This window comes from Pirellulales bacterium, assembly GCA_033762255.1.
GTDB lineage: Bacteria > Planctomycetota > Planctomycetia > Pirellulales > JALHPA01 > JANRLT01.
This window is the reverse complement of sequence record JANRLT010000060.1, coordinates 123,346-141,357: the sequence shown is the minus strand read 5'-3', so window position 1 is coordinate 141,357 and position 18,012 is coordinate 123,346. Positions and strand designations below refer to the sequence as shown.

Below are 18,012 nucleotides of genomic sequence, written 5' to 3'. Positions count from 1 at the left end.
GGGCGGGGGCCCCGCGCCCGGCCGCGCCGGCCGGCGCCGCCGGGGGGGCGGCCGCGGCCGCACGGGGCACGTGGGGTGGCGGGTGTCCAGCCTCGGCGAGCCCCCCGTAGGAGAAGTTAGAAGTATGAATGATGAAGGCAGAATGACTGCAATAAATTCTGCATTCTACATTCGTAATTCTGAATTTAACTGGAGAACGAGCCTCGGCGAGGACCCCATGGGCATAGCAGCAGGGGAGCGGAGGTGCTGGGGAGCAAGGGTGAAAGGGGGTCGCGGGACGGGAGGCGGGAGGCGAGACGAGGAATCGGCGAGCGACGGACGTCAGTCCGCCGGTAAGTGGGGTAGGGTAACGGAGGGGCACACACAAAGCCGCCGATGGCATCGGCGGGGTGTGGCAAGCGAGGAACGAGCCTCAGCGAGGACCCCGGATGCAAAGTAGCAAGAAAGCGGAGGTGTATGGGTTGAAGTCGCCGTGAGTATCGGGTAATTCATTATGGGTACCACTTGGCTACTGCGGGTACAATCCACTTGGGGAATTAAGTTAAAAAAGTTTTGCGAGCTTGTTTCACGTACAATCCTATGCATAATATTCAACCACGCTACTTGTCATTGTCGGAACTATTATTGGGACGCTTGTTCAGAATCCCCAACTATCAGCGCGCCTATAGCTGGGAGAAGCAACATCGATTCGTTTTATTTGAAGACCTGAAAAAATTATACAATAAAGGCCCGGATGAAAGTCACTTCATGGCATCCATAGTGTGTCTAAAGAAAGAGAAGAAAAAACTGGGAGCAGATAATTTTGAGATCATGGAAATCGTGGATGGGCAGCAACGAATTACAACACTAATTCTCATGCTGAACGCATTGAAGTTGAATCTCGATAACAATACTAAGCAAGCAAAAAAAGTCTCCAGGGAAATGTGCGAACTGTTAGTAAAAGACGAAGGAGGCGATCTATTATTACTGCAAACAAACCACGATACCAGCCACTTTTTTGAGAACTATTTGATATCTGGAAACTTTGACCATCCTTCCAAAGCCAAGACCATCGCGGACAGAAATATTCTCAGTGCCATGCAGGAATGCAATGAGTTTGTTTGTGATTGGAAGAGAAAAGGGAATTCTTTGATTGAACTTGCTTCCCTATTAAAGAATCAGTTGTACTTTCTGCTGCATGAAGTTTCGGAGGCGAAAACGGTCTACACGGTATTTGAATGTCTCAATAGTCGTGGCTTGGATGTTTCGTGGCTAGACCGCCTTAAAAGCATACTCATGGGCAAGGCATACGAATTACCCAACGCCAATAACGAAGAAGTCATAAAGGAGCTTCACACAAAATGGAGTTCTATATACAGCATCATCGGATTGAATTTGGGGATGAATTCCCAGATTCTTCGATATGCTGCCACACTTAAAAGTACGAAGCGTGAGAGTCGTGTAACCAGTGAAACGGACTCTGTTGAGATTCTTAAACAGCAATCATCCAGCGCAAGAGAGATTCGCAACACCGCTGCGTGGCTATTAAAGATTTGCGATAAGTGCAGTGAGATCGCCAATGACAAACCTATGGCTTGTGTAGCCAGAATTAATCATGCGCGACTTTTGGCAACGGCAATAAAACTGAGCGAATTTTCTGAAACACAAAAGAGTGAACTGTTACGCGTATGGGAATGTGTTACGTTTCGTATCTTCGGCATGATGCAGAAAGATTCTCGCTCCAAGGTAGGCGATTACGTAAGGTTAGCATGGTCGATGATTAATGAGAAACTGCCATATAGAAATGCATTAACACAACTGCTTGAGATCGGCAGCGATTATCCTATACAAAAGGCCGCCGAAGCACTCGCAAATCGTGATTGCTACAACAAATGGGAATCAGAATTAAGATATTTCTTGCATGAATACGATCGCCATTTGGAGAGCCAAGACGGTATTCAGTCCAACGAAGAGAATTGGCAGTCAATTTGGCGCAAGCCGGCTCAGTTATCCATAGAGCATATCCAACCACAATCCAGTAGTGATGACAGTCGTAAACATAGACTGGGAAATCTACTTGTCATCCCGCCTCGACTCAATTCAAAGCTTCAGGCTAAAGTTCCCCGTAAAAAGTCGAAGCATTACAGAGAAACAGGACTTCGAGTAGCTATTGAGGTTGCCAATATTGTCGATGCATCCGGTTGGAATGGTAAGTCTATACGCCAGCGAGAGACTCAATTGATCGAATGGGCTAAGATACGTTGGTCAGACGACGCATAAAATTCAATTCACACCCGCCCAACACGACTTGCGATATACGCCATTCCTCAATTCGTAATTCCCCCATTCGTAATTCGTAATTTGTAATTCCTATTGTCCCCTACCGCTTTCCCTTGCGCCGGAAGTATCCCCCCACGCGGCCTAGTTGCAGTTGCCACCAGCCAAACTTTTCGGTCAGCCACTTGTACATTGACGCGCCTAACAGCGTCCCCAGCGCGATTGAGGTTAACGCAAAGAGCGCGTTGATGAGTCCCTCGGTCCCCGCGGCGCGGTCGCTCAGCATTTGGGTCACGCTCAGCAGGCCCAACGCCCCTGGCACGACCAGCCAAAAGCTGGGTAAAAACGTGACCATGGCGGGGGGACCGCGGAACCGTAGTTGAATGAGATAGCCCAGCGGCGTGACAACCAGCATGGCAAAAAATCCGCTGGCCCGTTCGCTAAAAAACTGCTCCGCCCCTTGCTGGACCGCATAGACCACCAGCAGCGTAAAGAGCATCCATAGCAGCGAATTCTTGGGGGCGGAAAAGTGATAAAAGGCCCCCAAGCCAAAGATTACCACGCCCAACCAGGGAGAAACCGCCAGCCATAAGGGGGAAAGCGTTGTAACGGCGGTATCGGTCAGGTTTTCGGGGCTGTAGCCCACCAGCGTGGCCCCCGCCGCCAGGCCAAAGACCAACAGCAGCAGTTGCACAAAGCCCGTCACCAGACGGCTGGACCCGCTGACCATGTCGCCATAGGCCAGCTCGACCATGCCCAAGGTCAGCATGCCCCCCGGCAAAAACGAGACCAGCGGGGCGATCAGGGCGTGCCGCGGCTCCAGCGGCAGGCCGTACTGAATGGCCAGAAACACCAGCGCGGAAACGAGCGCGGCGGCCACGACAGGCAACGGGACCGCCAGGAGGGGCCGATTGCGGTTGAGGATTTTTAATGCGCCGACAATCGCCCCCAGGGCAATCGCCGCCGCCAAATTTGTGCTCGAGGGCATTAGCACCATTGCCATGCCAAAGGTCAAAATCACATGCCCGGCCAGGATGCCCAGTTCTCCGTACCGGGCGGGGAGGCGCTGAATCTCGGTCAGGCGTTCCAGCCCCGCCTGCGGGGTCACTTCGGCTTTTTGCGCGGCTTGGCCCAGCGTGTAGACATGGGCGATCTGGTCCAGTCGTAGGCTCTGAGTCGGACCTTCGGCCAGGGTGACTCGCTCTTGGTCGCCGTCTTGCACGATGATAAAGATCGCGGTGGGAAAGGCGATGATCCGCGCGCGGCGAATTCCATAAGCCGTGGCGACGCGGCGGAGTAGCAACTCCACCTGGGCGGTTTGCTCGCCGCTGGCCAAATAGGCCTGCGCCAGGCGGTACAGAAACTCGAGCAGCGTGTCGGTGGCGGGGGGTGCGGACCGTTCGGGCGTCATGACGTGGAATTTTCCGCGGAGGGGAAAATGTTATTGCGGCACCGGCGCGGTATCGCTTTGTTCCACAATGGCTGGATCGGGGGCGCTACTCCCGGTCGGTCCGTTGTTGGAGGGAGATTGATTTAGCGCGGAGAGGGGAGCCGCGACACTGGCGGAGGGAGGTTGCTGGTTTTTGGCGACCACCTGGACAGAGACCTCGAGTCGGTCAAAGGCATCGGCGGGTCCTTCCCAGGAACCCGACAGCGGCATGGCTTTTTCCTGCTCGCGGGCGACCGCGACCGAGATATGCTCGATATCGGCGAGTTTGTTATTGGTGGGATCAAATCCCCGCCAGCCGGCCCCGGGGAGGTAAATTTCGGTCCAAGCATGGGTGGAACCGTGCTGGCCTTCGCCCATTTGGATATAACCCGTGACAAAGCGCGAGGCAAAGCCCCAGTAGCGGGCGGCTTCCATCATCAGGACGGCGTAATCGCGGCAAGAGCCGCTCCCTTTTTGTAGTGTTTCATTGGGTAGCTGCACGCCATGATCGTAACGCACATTGTATTGCAATGACTTATATATGTGCTCGTTGAGTTTATTGAGTAGTTCAAAGGTATCGATCACCTGGCCGGGATGATACAGACAACTGAGCCATTGGTGCAATTGCGATCCTGTATAAGGGTAACTGGGGAGCCGATAGGGGACCAGGGCCACTTGCTCGTCCGGCGCGTACTGAAAGGGAAACATCCGCGCTTCGGGGTCGATGAGGCATTCGATGGGATTATCATCGCGCAGGTTGACGTCAATTTCCATCATGACCCGCAATTTAGGGGCGGTCTCTTTGAAGGAAAGAATGGCCACGGAGTTACCGTCACAGTCCCGCAGCCAGCGGATATCGGCGGCGGGTTCGATTTCCAGTCTGCCACCGACGATATTCACATCATGCCCCTCGCGGGGTCGCATGAGCGCGCGATGAGGACCAAAAGTCACCGGTTGATGGTAATAATAGGTGGTATCGTGCGTGATACGTAGTTGCTTCATGTTGCGCGTGATTCGGAAATGGCGTCGGAAGGGTCTGGCCCGGCGGGGATTTCCCCGGGACGGTAATCGGGTAGCCAGGCACAAGGAATCATCGCCACCAAGGATAACATTGACAGCATCACAAAGCCAATTTTCAATGCACGCAGCCGGGAATTGGTATTAATCCGGACAGCTTCCTCGACTTTGGCGGGCGTGGCTTTGGTGTCGGCCAGACGCTCTTGGAGCTGGTCATTGTGGATAAAGTTGACGCTATTTAAATCAAATTGCGAGGCCACCTTGAATTCCGAGGAGATAACCGGATTATCCAGTAACTCGCGATCGATCAGAATCTGCAAGACCCCCACCAACAGCGTCCCCATGAGCGCTGTCCCGACCGCCGCGGCCAAGTTTTGTGTCACGCCGCGGAGCGAGCCGACATCGGCGGCCAACTCGTGGGGGGCGGAAGTCACCAGCACATTAAACAGCAGCGTGACCAAGGCTCCTTGGCCAATGCCCACGGTAACCAGCCCCAGGATCACGGGAAACACGCTCCAGTCGTTACTGGCGACAAATGCCAGCCACAACGTTCCCACCGCCACCAGTGCAAACGCGGCCAGCGCGATGGTCCGGGGCGTAAATTTGCCGTAGAGCCGCACCACTAAAATCGCGGTGAAAAACACCGTCAACATGAATGGCATCATGGCGACAGAGGTCGCCATGCTAGAGTTCCCCTGCACGATCTGAATGTACAACGGTACGGAAAAATTGATCGCCGCCTCCGTCCCTACGATTACAAATAAACAGATCGCCGCCGCCCATTCCCGCGGGGCGTCAATCACCTCCAGCGATAACAGGGGCGTCCCGCCGGTTAACATCCCCTGGTGGGTCCAGTACAAGAACCCGCCCAGGATTAACATTCCCGCGAGAATCATTAGCGGCGCTGGTGAGACCCCGGCCAAATCAAAGGGAGCGGCGGAGGAGGCCACCAGCAATCCCCAATTACGTAAATTATTAAACCCGAATGTGATCAGGATAATCCCCACCGCCGAGAGGATGACCCCCACAATGTCGATCTTGACCGCGGGATTTTCGGCGGAGGGTTTTAACTTAAAACTAAGGTACATGATCGCCCCGGCATGCGCGATCAATAGCGCAAACGCCAGCCGCCAACTAATTGACGCCAAAAAACCCACGATCACAAAAGCCAATACCCCCGCGATCGCCCGGGCCGATCCCAACCACCCCACCGCTTGGGCCTGTTGTTTGCCGCGGTAATGATTGGCGATCAGCACGACCAGGGTGGGGACAAGCGCCGCTCCGGCCAGACCGGCCAAGCCCTGCGCGACCAGCATGACCTCGGCGGTGGGACTGACCACCATCAGAATCATCGCGGCCAAAAACAACCCCACCGCCCCCTGGAAAAACAACTTTGAACCAAATCGCTGGCCCAGTTTTCCCCCTAGCATGATAAAGCCGGACACGCCCAGCGAATACATGACGATGGCGGATCCGACCGTGGTGGGGGGAGTATCAAAGCTAGCGACCATGCCCCCCATCGAAACGGGGAGCGCCGCCACATTGAACGACATGAGCATCTGCCCCATGGCAATGACGATCATGGGAATCCAGGAATCGGCTTGCTCGGACGGGACGGTGGAATCGGGGGTAGTAGCGGCGGTGGCCATGCGAACCTATGGAAAGCCAAAGGCAAAAAACGGGGGCGGAATTACCCCTCTACAGTGATATAAGTCAAAATTAGGCGACAGGTTGCGACGCAAAGAGGTCCATCCCCAAATGCCGCGATAAATATTCCGCCACCAATTGACCTTTGACGCTATTTCCCGCCTGATCGAGTGGGGGGGCAAAGGTTCCCAGCCCCCCTTTTCCCGGTGATACCGTGACAATTCCGCCACCTATGCCGCTTTTGCCGGGTAATCCGATATTGTACAGCCAATCGCCGGATGTTTCGTATAGTCCGGCCGTGGTCATGACCGCCAGGGTGTAATGGCAAACGGCTGGATCGATAATGCGTTCCCGTGTCAGGGGATTGACGCCGCCATCGGCCAGCGTGGCCCCCATGACGGCCAGATCTCGGGCGCTGACATTTAATGAGCATTGCTTGGTATACAGTTCGGTCGCCTCGGCGGGATCCATGTAGACCCGGCCATAGCTTTGTAGCAGACGGGCGATGCTTTGATTGCGAAAGTTCGTCTCTGTGGCGGATTGGTACACTTCCTCGTTGAGCGAAAGATTTCGTCCGGCAAACCGCGAGAGGCCCTCGTGAATAAAACGCCATTTATCGACTAGCGTGGTCCCGGGGGTCAGGCTGGTGGTGGCGATGGCCCCGGAATTGACCATGGGATTTGTACGGCCGCCGGGACCTTGCTCAATCGCGCCCAAGGAATTAAACGCCAAACCCGTGGCGTTTACGCCGATTCTTTCTCGGACCAGTTTGCTTCCCAGTTGCTGGCAGATGAGGGCAAAAATGAACGGCTTGGACACGCTCATGATGGTAAATTCATAATCAGCGTCCCCGGCGGTATGGACGCTCCCATTGGCCCCCACCACACATATTCCCAATAACTCGCGCGGCACCCGGGCCAAGGCCGGATAAACCTGCGAGTTTTCCCCATCGGTATTGGGCAAGAACTTTTGATAAGCCTCGGCAACCAAGCGGGAGACCTGCTCCGCGCCGGGAAGGTGCCCGGTGGAGACATAGGGAAATTGCTGGGGATTGGCGGGGGAATGATCCGTCATGGTCAACGAATAAAAATAAGGGGTTAAGCGTTCATTACCTCCGACCCGGCCACACGCGATGCTTTTGTCCGCCGTGGCAATGCATTTATTTCCTTTTAATCGCGTTGGGTCTGCTTTGCGGCCAGTCCGCCACGGTTGCCCGTGGCTCGTGGATGCCAAAAAACATGGCATACAACACGGGCGTGACAATCAGCGATAAAATCGCGGCAAAGAGTAATCCGAACATGATGCAGACCGCCATTGCCCCAAAAAACGGATCATACAACAGCGGAATGGATCCTAACACGGTTGTAAGCACCACCATGCAGACGGGCCGCATCTTGCTGGTGCCGCCATCCAAAATCGCATCATACGGCGTTTTGCCTTTTTCCGTTTCGATCAGGATTTTGCTGAGCACCACAATCTGATTTTTGATCAGTTCTCCCCCTAGGGCAATCACGCCCAAGAGCGCCATAAAACCAAAGGGAAAACCGGTCAATAGCAGTCCCAGCGTGACGCCAATGATCGCCAGGGGCATCACAAGCCAGATGAGCGCAGTAATGCGGATGGAATTAAACAGACAAACCACGATGAACATCATGATCGCCAGGACATAGGGAAGCGGCCGGGCCAGCGCGGCCCGCGCGTCGTTGGAATCCTCGTATTCGCCTCCCCAGGCAAAGGAGTAACCGGGGGGTAGTTCAATCTGTTCGATTTCCGCGCGCACCCGGTTAAACAACTGGCTGGGAAGGCCGGAGCGCGGATCGGCATGAACGGTGATCGTGGGATTGCGGTTACGGCGCATGACCACGGGGTCTTCCCACTCCAAATTAACATCGGAAACCACCTGGTTAAGCGGGATCATCCGCCCGGCGACCGGACTCCAGATTTGCATGCTGCGAATGATTTCCACGTCGCTTCGTTCCGCCAGGGGGGGGCGGGCCACAATGGGGAGCAACCGCGTTTCCTGGGGAAAAGTCCCTCCCCCCACGTCACCCGGCTCGCGGTAAAATCCGACCACCCGCCCTTCAAAGCCTAATTGCAACGCTTCGGCCACTTCGACCCGCGTAATGCCATTGCGGCGGGCTTGTAATTCAAAGAGATCGGGACGGATGACTTTTTCGCGTTCGCGCCAATCTTGGCGGATGCACAGGGCGTTGCCATCCGCCTCTAGAATTTGCTTGGCCTGCGCGGCCAACTGCCGCAGGATTTGGGGATCAGGCCCCTGAAAGCGGGCCTGGATGCGGCCGCCACTCCCCGGACCTAATAGAAATTTTTTGGCAATGGTGTTGGCGTTGGGGTGGTTTTGATCCAGGTAGCCTTGAATATTATCAATCAGACCGTCAATCTTTTTGGCGTCTTCCACATCCACCAAAAATTGCACATAAGCGCGATTTTCCCGTTCGGGGGTATACACCAGCAAAAACCGCATTCCCCCGCCCCCAATAAACGACGAAACGTGGGTGACGCCCGCTTGGGCGCGCAAATACCGGTCGACCGTATCGGCAAAGGCGGCGGTTTCCTCAATATGCGTGCCGGCGGGCAAAAAGCAATCAACCATAAACTGCGGCCGGGTCGCGGGGGGGAAAAAACTTTGAGCGACCCTGGTAAAGCCAAATAACGACAGCACAAACAGCCCCGCGCTGACCACAACGACAACCCAGCGGTAGCGCAGCGCGCTAATCAGCAATTGGCGGTAAATTCGAAATGGCAACGAGTCATAAGGATCCGGTTGGGGCGCGCTGGTTTTACCGCCCGTTGGCGCGGCGGTGGGGTTGAACATCAGGTAGCTCAGCAAGGGCGTGATGGTAACCGAGGAAATCCAACTGAGCGTGAGCGAAATAAAGATCACCCAAAAGAGCGAATTGCAGTATTCCCCGGTGCGATCCTCGGACAATCCGATTGCGGCAAAGGCGATAATGCCAATGGCGGTCGCGCCAAACAGCGGCCATTGATTTTGGGCGACGACCTCCCGCACGACTTCCAGTTTATCGCGTCCCGCCTCAATACCGACTTTGATCCCTTCGATCACGATGATCGCGTTATCCGTCAGCATGCAAAGCGCGATAATCAACGCGCCAAGCGAGATCCGCTCCATCAGCAACCCCCCCTTGAGATACATGACCATAAATGTGGCCATGATCGTCAAAAAGAGCACAATGCCAATGATGATGCCCGTCTTGCGGCCCATGGTAAAGAACAGCACCACAAAGACGATGGTGACGGCCTTGCCCAAATTCCACATAAAGTCGGTTGTGGCGATATCGACCGCCTCTGGCTGGAAATTGATATCTCCAATTTCAATGCCAATGGGTTGATCCACTTTTAGCTCGGCCAGTTTGCGGCGGATCCCTTCCCCCATGGTAACGACATTTCCCCCCTGCACCGTGGAGATGCCCAGGCCCACGGCCGGGCGGCCGTCATACCGCAACAATCGCCGGGGGGGTTCCTCGTAGCCGCGCTCGATGGAGGCCACATCGCGCAGCAACAACTGCCGTCCCGTGGTATCGGAGCCAATCACCAGGTCCAGCATATCATCAACCGAGGAAAAGCTTCCCAGGGGATCGAGCGCGATGTGTTCTTCTCCCACGCGCACGCGGCCCCCGTCGGCAGCGATATTTTTGGCTTGGAGCAGCGAATAAATCCGCTGCTCGTTGATACCCAATTGTGAAAGCCGCTGACGAGAAATTTCTAAAAAGACGACTTCACGTTGCTCGCTAAACAGGTCGACCTTGCTGACTCCCGGAACCAACAACAGTTCCCGGCGTAAAAATTCGGCATAGCGGCGCAGCTCGGGCTGGGTAAAACCATCCCCGGAAATCGCCAAAAAAATACCGTAGACATCGCCAAAGTCGTCAATCACCAAGGATTTACCCCGCACCGCCGGGGGCAACAGGGCCTGCGCGTCATGAACTTTGCGGCGCAACTCATCCCATACTTGCGGAATACGGGTCTTGTCATAGCGATCCTTGATGACCGCCGTCACGACCGAGCGGCCGCGCGAGGACTCCGACTCCACGCGCAGCAGTTGCCCCAATTGCTGGCAGGCCGTTTCGATGGGGTTGGTGACTTCCTTGGCCACTTCCTCGGCGCTGGCTCCGGGATAAGGAGTCACGATCAACGCTTCTTTGATCGTAAATTCCGGGTCTTCCAAACGCCCCAAATTTAAATAAGCCACAACCCCGCCCAGCAGGATAAAAGCCATGCTGACAAACAAGATGCGGTCGTTTTTTACGGAAAATTCGCCAGGGTTCATCATGCGGCACCCCGCGCGGCCAGGTCGTTTCCGCCACCCAACGCATTACCCAGATCGCGTACTTTCATCCCCTGGCGAATTTGCGTCACTCCGGCGATGGCGATTCGGTCGCCGACAGCCAGGCCCGAAATAATCTCCACCATCCCGCCACTGGCCGCTCCCAGTTTGACCGGGCGGGGAATGGCGGTTTGATCATTCCCGATCACCCACACGATTTGCTCTCCGCTGGCAGATTTATAAATTGCCGAGATGGGAACTTGAATCTGCTCTCCCAATACCCGGGCGCGGCGGTATTCAAGGGTGACATTGGCCGTCATGCCGGGTAATAAACGAATATCGGGGGGAGCCAGCATAGTGGCCCGCACCTGAAAAGTCTGGGTGACAGGGTCCGCCACTTGGGCGATCTCGCGCACTTGCACGGGAAACTCCACTCCCGGAGCGGCGCTAAATTCGGCGGCCAGACGGACAATATCCGCGGTGCGCAAATCCGCCGCCATGATTGTCTCGGGGACATCCACTTGAATATCGATTTCGTCCACGTCCTGAAACTGCACCACGGGTTCCTTGGCCCGAATATTTTGGTTAACTTCCACCAACCTGCGGGCAATCACGCCATCGTAGGGAGCGCGCAGGGTCGCGTCGTTTAGCTGCAATTCCGCCACAACCACCCGCGCCTCCAGTGATCGCACCGCCGCCTCCTGGGCCTCGATATCCTCCTGGCGGCCAATGGTCCCTTTTTCCAGCAGTTGCACCGCCGCTTTGTGTTCTTCGGTCGCCACGCGCAGCGCAGTTTCATTCGCTTCAAATACCTCGCGCGAGATGGTCCGCGATTGAAGTAGTTGGGTGGAACGGTCCAAATTTGACCGGGCGTTGGCCAGTCGCGCCTCCGCCGCCCGCACCGCCGCCTCGCGGCGGGTTCGTTCTTCTATTCGCTCTCCCGCCTGCAACGCCCTTAGCGACGCCCGCGCCTGATCCAACTGGGCGAGCAAACTTTTTAACGGAGCCTGAAAGTCGTCCAACCGCAAGCTAGCGATGACCTCCCCTTTGGCGACTTTTTGCCCCTCTTTGATCGGCAAATTGACAATCAGGCCGCTAACCTGAAACGCCAGTTCCACTCGTTTCGTAGCTTCGACTTTACCGGGAAAGACGCGGATTTGCGTCCCCCGACCCGCGGTCACCACCATGGTTTTTACTGGCCGGATGAGTGCCGGGGCTTCGGTAGAGGCGGGACCGCAGCCCGCCACAACACAAATCCCCAAGAGGACAATTCCCAAAAGCAGATTCACCGTTGCACGTTGTTCAAAACAAGCCTTCCGTGCATCCACCTGATTCAACGGATAACCGGTTATATGCTGCCGCATAGCGCCTTTCGCACAAAAAAAAAGTAGGGGAGCCGACAAAAATAGTTGCTTCCGCCCCGCACCGGGGTAACTTGCGGAGAGGGTTGCCCCTTAGGCCGTGCCTAATTTTGCTCCCCCCAAACTGGGTAAGCGTTTGAGGCCGAGGGCCAAAAAAATCCAGGTCCAGCCATTTAATATCATGTCGATGCCCAAATACAATCCGATAAACCACAAGCCCGAATAGGGCCATTCCTTGTAAATCATTACCCCCAGAACCAGGGTGACCACCCCATTGACCAACACCCAACCCCAGCCGGGAAATTGATTCACCAGCGCCGCCAGAATGCGAAACGCTCCGCTAACGATGAAAAATATTGCTAAAAACTGGGTAAAGATGATCGCGCTTAACTCGGGCTTTTCGATGGTTAAAATTCCGACGACGCCATACATGACCCCCATGAGCAAATGCAGCAAAGTCCCGCTCCAGCGAGTCACCGAAAAGGCATGAACCACCTCCGCCACTCCCGCCGCGATCATGACCCAGCCAAAGAGCCAGGTAGCGGCAATGGTGACTTCGCGCAGGCAAGCCCAGCCGATTGCCACCGACCCCAGGATCACCAGAGCGACCCCCAGCGCCATAAACCAGCCCCATGATCCCCGTAGGCGATTGTATTCCTCGCCGATCCGTGACAGGTTAAGACCGGATTCCGCATGATTCATGGCGAACTTTCCAGAAAAAGAGGAAGAAACCGCAATTAGGCGTTAAATTTCGCTCGGACAGACGGACTGTCTATGCCCTGCGGACAGGATTGCACCATTGTGCGACCACACCGTACTTGCCCGCCGTGAAGGGGCTTAACATGGGGCAAACACCGCCTCGTGGCCTGGATTTGGCAAATTCACCTCCCAAAACGCAGAGGTCAAGAAGAAGAGCTATTCACAGCGGCCAACTTGCCGTAGTGTAACGAGCACATTGACAACCCGCAACCCAAATGGCGTTTTCCCGCCACCTAATGGCGGGGGAAGGCCTTTGGGCCGGTTGAAATGGCAATATTCGTGGCATAACGCCCAGCGGCGGATACACTCCACCCGTATCGACCATCGCGACAAAACACTCATCACAAAATCGTCTTGACAATTTTTCTCAAAGCAGTCCCCGCGGATGCCCCCTACCCACCCTTTAACTCCCCCCGAAAATTCCCCCGCGCCACCTCCCCCGGATCGCCTCTCCCCCGTGGTTTGGCTTTTGGGCTGGGTGAGTCTGTTGACGGACACTGCGACCGAGATGATCGTCCCGCTTTTGCCGCATTTCTTTGAAGCGGTGCTATTGACCGGCAAGCAGGGGTTGGGCCTGATCGAGGGTGTGGCGGAAACAGTCGCCGCCTTGACTCGCCTTCCCAGCGGCTGGTTGGCGGACCGGTATGGCCTGCGGCGGCCGCTTATGCTTTTGGGATATGGCCTATCGGGACTGATTCGGCCCTTGATGGCGTTTGTCACGGCGCCTTGGCAGGCGCTGGCGATACGCTTTTTTGATCGGCTGGGAAAGGGTTTGCGCGGTGCTCCGCGCGACGCGCTCATTGCCGCGGTTACCCCCGCGAACTTGCGCGGTAGGGCATTTGGTTTTCATCGCGGGATGGACAACCTGGGTGCGGCCATCGGACCCCTTATTGCTTTCGTCCTGCTGTGGCTGCTCCCCGCGGAACTAGCCGGCTGGTCGGCCTATCGCTGGGTCTTTTTGCTGACGATGATTCAGGGGATCATCGTGGTAAGCCTGCTGGCGGTGCGCTTACCGGCGGAATCGCCTCCACCTCGTGACGCCAAACTTGGCACCAGTGATACGGACGCATCCTTTGATACGAACTCCACCGCCTTGCCGCAACAGCCCGCGTCAACCCGCTTTGGCTGGCGGGTCTGGGCAGTCTTGGGGGCTACCCTAGTTTTTCAACTGGGAAAGCCTTCGGACTTTATGCTACTTAGCCGCTTAGATGAATTACAGCTTCCCATTGCCAGCCTGCCCCTGGTTTGGTGCGCATGGAATATCCTCAAGAGTTGGCTCAACCTGCAAGGAGGGAGATGGGCCGATCACTGGACGGCGGGAGGAGTGCTGGCCGTCGGCTGGGTGGTGCATATTGTCATCTATGCCAGCTTTGGCTGGATTACCACGGCCTGGCAAGGCTTGCTGCTGTTTGCCGGATATGCATTGTACTATGGGTTGGCCGAGCCTGCGGAAAAACTGCTGCTCGTCCAACTTGTCGGTCCCGAGCGTCGGGGGACAGCGCTGGGCTGGCATTCCCTCATCCAGGGGGTGACAGCCCTCCCCACGAATCTGGCCTTTGGGTTGCTTTGGCAACGTTATTCCAGCCAACCATATCTGCCGTTTGGCGGCGCGGCAATAATCAGTCTCCTGGGACTGGTCATACTATTGGGCGTGCTGAGGTGGCAAAAAACGGAGATAGAAATGCCTGAGTAGTGACCAAGGCATTCTAAGCTTGCGTGCCAAAGGACCGCTTCATGCATTCGTTGGCAGATCTATGATTAACGTTTCAATGCGGTTAAATCATTAATCGTCCGAATCGCCAACTTGAATATTGTAGCGCTGCAGCATGCGGCGCAGTTTTTCACCGGGGGTCAGGGCCACCGTCCCCCCACCCAAGGCCGCGCCCAATCGCGAAAACGGCAGCGAGTTGAGCTTGCTTAATTGGGCCGGATTATCGGGATAGACCTGCACCGTGCACAGGCACATCTCGTCGGTGGTTTGTTCCCCATAGTGAACCGCGCGGGGTGGCTTGTGGGGGTTTTGAGGATTGTCGCTGGAGTTATCATATCGTGCCGTAAGCTGAATCTTGGTTCCCTTTGGCAGTTTCAGCGGCTGACGGTATTCGTAGCCGTCCTGCCAGTTAAAGTCCCAATCCTTAACCCAAATCATGGGGATGGTCTGTCCATCAGGCGTTTTGGCCACGACTTTCATTTCTCGCCCTAGCAAATGCATATGCGGCCAAATGCTAGTCGCATGAATATCGCACGGCACGGTCACTTCGTAGTTGACTTCGTAATCTTTTTTGCCAGCGGGGATGTTGAATCTGGGATTGAATAGCGCAATTCCGGTGACCAACCGCTTGGCGGGCTCGGGGGTAAAATAAATACCCACTTCAGAAAGGTCCGTTTCTTCTTTGCCGTTCGGATGATAGTGAATCTGCAAGGCCAGGTCCGATCCTTTTGACAGGAATTTGCCAAATCCATCGGGTAAACGCATCGGGGTCACACCCGGTGCCCAGCCCCCCAAACCACCCGTTGGCAAAAAGCCCACGCCACCAAACGAACGATACCCCATGCCCGGTTCAGCATCGTCCTTTCGGCGGGCGGTGCCGGAATTATCCAGGTACAAAATCGCGTGATGCACCACCTTGGGATTGCCCGGTCGAAACTCCACCGCCGCCACCGTGCGATCCTGGGTAAGTCCCGTGGGTATAACAAAGACCTGATAAATATCATCCGACACGGCGGGGACGGTAAAGGCCTGCGGCATTTTTAGGATAAGATCGGGCTGGCCCAACTGCCAGCCTGTGGTAAATTTTGGCAGTGGCGGCAGATCGGCGATGTCCCCTTGGGGAGCTCCGGCCGCGGTCCAAGCGTCAATAATGGCCAAGTCTTGCTCGCTTAAGCGACGCACATTTTTGAAATCGCCAAAATTCGGATCGGCGTGATAGGGGGGCATGCGGCGATCGTGTGTGATTTCACGAATAAAGTCGGCCCGTTTGGCCACGTCCTGATATTCAATCAAGGAAAACGGACCAACCTCGCCCGGTCGATGGCAGGAAACGCAATTCGCGTACATGATCGGAGCGACATGCTTGGTAAAAGTGATCGGCCCCTGGGGTAGCTGAACCGAGTCGGCCGATGGTTTGGCTGAATCGGCGGCATCGGTAGCAACAGCGGGATCGGTCGCAGGATCCGACGTGGTATTAGCGGCATTTTTGGTTATCTTGGCAGATACATCGGGCCGATCCGCCGCTATTGCCAGCCAACAAAACCCTGATAATGCCGCCAGACAAACGATCAGGCCCACAGCGCGAAGATTGGTAGTGTTCATGTTTATCCCACAAAAAGAGTTCGTCTCAGGGATGCATTAGAGTAAGCTTGATTTTCCTGTAATGGGCCATCATAGCAATTTAATGGAAATCCGTAAAAATTGCTATTTCACCTCGGTTGAGGAATTTTTTGGCAAGATCGGAGGCTTTCGCTGGGAAAAAATGGGGCAACCATAAGCCGCGGTCTCTTGAAAAGCAACCTGCTTATCAGCCGCTAAAGCACCCAGCAAGTTTTCTAAATCCCGTTGGCTGGGCGTGCTGCGGCGCTTGCCATTGGTGGAAAAACGGTCATCGATTCGCCCACGGTACAATATTTGGCCTTTGTGTAGCACTACCACTTGGCCTAACACCTTTGCTCCAAGCGCCGCGGCCAGCGTTTGCTCGCTATCCAGTAAAACTGGCGATTTCCAGCGAAAATCCTGGGCATGTTGGGCTGCGGCTTCCCCCGTGACAGTGGGATCACTATGCACACCCACCCAGCGAATTGGTAACTTGATAGGGTTTTTTGCCGCATCCGCCCCGTTCACTGGCTTTTCGGTGGCAAGACTTTCCGGAGAAAATTTCTCGGCTAGGGCATGTATCTCGGGAATATAAGTATTTGCGACAGGGCATTCCGTTCCCAAGAAAAACAGAACGACGACATCCCCGGACCACCGCGCCAACTGATGTTTCTCCCCCGCGGGATCGGAAAACTCATGTTGCAGCAGCGTCTCTGGCAACTCGTGCTGTGCGGGGGGGGCCTCCACGGCGAGACAAAGAGGGCTATCGGCAATTCCAATCAGCCCCAAGATAAAAACGACCGCTAGCAGCCAAGCCACGCTAATGACTTGGTCGCGGGAAAACCGCAGAAGAGGGGCAAGTAGTAAAAAAAGTGATTTTTTAGCCATTTCTTGATCCAAGTTTTTGATACAAGCACAGCGAGTGTATTACTCTAGCAAGTGGCTATATGTTTCGCCGATGACGCTGAAAAAACTGCCAAATCACGTCATTGGCTATTAAGTTTGCGGATGATTTGCCCAAATAATAGGGGCGGGGAGGGCGATTTGGCCAAGTATGCCCGCCCCCCAGGATTGTGTACAGGTGAACTTCCGCCCCGTCCCGACCAGGACCGTATTCGGCCAGTTCTACAACAGTGCCATCATCCACAATCGGCCGCAAGGTGGTCTTGGCTGGCAGGGCAGGGCAGCCATTTGCCACTACCCACGCGGAAATTGTTTCCGGGACGGAGAGATGCTGGGTCCGGGTTACGCTGCGCGGGCCATTCCCTCCTAAAAACGGGGTAAACTCGTCCTGGTCGCCATGGATATGGATGACAGAAACAGGCAGTTGCGGGGCAACCTGCCGAATGGCCATCGGCCCGGCCACCGCCGCGATGGCGGCAATCCGCAAGGACAGCTCATTTGCCAGCCGGTAGGCCATCATCGCCCCGTTGGACATGCCACTGATATAAATACGTTCGTGATCGAGCGGAATTAATTGCTCCAGGTCCGTTAACAAATTACTAATAAAACCCACATCATCCACGCCAGCTTCCCACGCGTCGCCGCAGCATATTCCCGCATTCCAAAATAACAACCGCGCGCGGGCACCCGTACCAAAAGGATAAACCACCACGTAACCATGCTGATCGGCGTGGTCGTTTAGTCCGGTGAATTCGAGTTGGACTTGGCCATTGCTATTACTGCCATGCAACGTCAAATGCACCGGGACGGGGCGGGTCAACGCCGCCGTCGCCGGCACATACACCAAATAGTGCCGTACGCGACCATCCACGTGAATTGTCCGTTGGTGCAAGCCCACCGATAGCCATGACATGCCTTTAGTATACCCTTCGCAGGCGACTGTGTGTTATGATATTTTTTGCCAACAGAAAGAGCCACCCGCGCCAAATTGCCCTCTCACCCTATTCTAACTCCACAGCTTTCC

At 55.4% G+C, this 18,012-nt stretch carries 12 protein-coding genes; 2 read left to right on the top strand and 10 right to left on the bottom strand.

Annotated elements, in window-relative coordinates; all coding sequences use genetic code 11:
- The first annotated feature begins 579 nt into the window (after window positions 1-579).
- Window positions 580-2,259, top strand: a complete 1,680-nt coding sequence (locus SFX18_16695) for a DUF262 domain-containing HNH endonuclease family protein (protein MDX1964790.1) — start codon at window positions 580-582, stop codon at window positions 2,257-2,259.
- 100 nt (window positions 2,260-2,359) lie between these two features.
- Here SFX18_16695 and SFX18_16690 read toward each other — a convergent pair whose 3' ends face one another.
- The 7 genes from SFX18_16690 to SFX18_16660 form a co-directional block, all read right to left on the bottom strand.
- Window positions 2,360-3,667, bottom strand: coding sequence for a threonine/serine exporter family protein (locus SFX18_16690; GenBank protein MDX1964789.1), 1,308 nt, complete (start codon window positions 3,665-3,667; stop codon window positions 2,360-2,362).
- A gap of 30 nt (window positions 3,668-3,697) precedes the next feature.
- Window positions 3,698-4,687 carry a transglutaminase family protein gene (locus SFX18_16685; protein ID MDX1964788.1) on the bottom strand — a complete coding sequence of 330 codons (990 nt, stop codon included), beginning with the start codon at window positions 4,685-4,687 and terminating at the stop codon, window positions 3,698-3,700.
- Window positions 4,684-6,351 (bottom strand): MFS transporter, encoded by a 1,668-nt coding sequence (locus SFX18_16680; GenBank protein MDX1964787.1) that lies wholly within the window; start codon window positions 6,349-6,351, stop codon window positions 4,684-4,686. Before SFX18_16680 ends, SFX18_16685 begins: the two co-directional genes overlap by 4 nt.
- Before the next feature lie 70 nt (window positions 6,352-6,421).
- Complete coding sequence (glsA, locus tag SFX18_16675) at window positions 6,422-7,423, bottom strand: glutaminase A (protein ID MDX1964786.1); 1,002 nt, start codon at window positions 7,421-7,423, stop codon at window positions 6,422-6,424.
- An 85-nt stretch (window positions 7,424-7,508) separates the two neighbouring features.
- Window positions 7,509-10,661, bottom strand: coding sequence for an efflux RND transporter permease subunit (locus tag SFX18_16670; GenBank protein MDX1964785.1), 3,153 nt, complete (start codon window positions 10,659-10,661; stop codon window positions 7,509-7,511).
- Entirely contained in the window at window positions 10,658-12,019 is a 1,362-nt protein-coding gene (locus tag SFX18_16665; GenBank protein ID MDX1964784.1) for an efflux RND transporter periplasmic adaptor subunit, read from the bottom strand. The genes SFX18_16670 and SFX18_16665 overlap by 4 nt, the downstream gene beginning before the upstream one ends.
- Before the next feature lie 90 nt (window positions 12,020-12,109).
- A complete protein-coding gene (locus SFX18_16660) occupies window positions 12,110-12,718 on the bottom strand; it encodes an HdeD family acid-resistance protein (protein ID MDX1964783.1) in 609 nt (202 codons plus the stop codon).
- A gap of 442 nt (window positions 12,719-13,160) precedes the next feature.
- On the opposite strand from SFX18_16660, the gene SFX18_16655 reads away from it, so the two are divergent.
- Complete coding sequence (locus SFX18_16655) at window positions 13,161-14,468, top strand: MFS transporter (protein ID MDX1964782.1); 1,308 nt, start codon at window positions 13,161-13,163, stop codon at window positions 14,466-14,468.
- A 90-nt stretch (window positions 14,469-14,558) separates the two neighbouring features.
- Here SFX18_16655 and SFX18_16650 read toward each other — a convergent pair whose 3' ends face one another.
- The 3 genes from SFX18_16650 to SFX18_16640 form a co-directional block, all read right to left on the bottom strand.
- Window positions 14,559-16,088 carry a hypothetical protein gene (locus SFX18_16650; GenBank protein MDX1964781.1) on the bottom strand — a complete coding sequence of 510 codons (1,530 nt, stop codon included), beginning with the start codon at window positions 16,086-16,088 and terminating at the stop codon, window positions 14,559-14,561.
- A gap of 102 nt (window positions 16,089-16,190) precedes the next feature.
- On the bottom strand, window positions 16,191-16,973 hold the full coding sequence (locus tag SFX18_16645) for a hypothetical protein (protein MDX1964780.1): 783 nt from the start codon (window positions 16,971-16,973) through the stop codon (window positions 16,191-16,193).
- A gap of 55 nt (window positions 16,974-17,028) precedes the next feature.
- A complete protein-coding gene (locus SFX18_16640) occupies window positions 17,029-17,901 on the bottom strand; it encodes a PHB depolymerase family esterase (GenBank protein ID MDX1964779.1) in 873 nt (290 codons plus the stop codon).
- Between the last annotated feature and the right edge of the window lie 111 nt (window positions 17,902-18,012).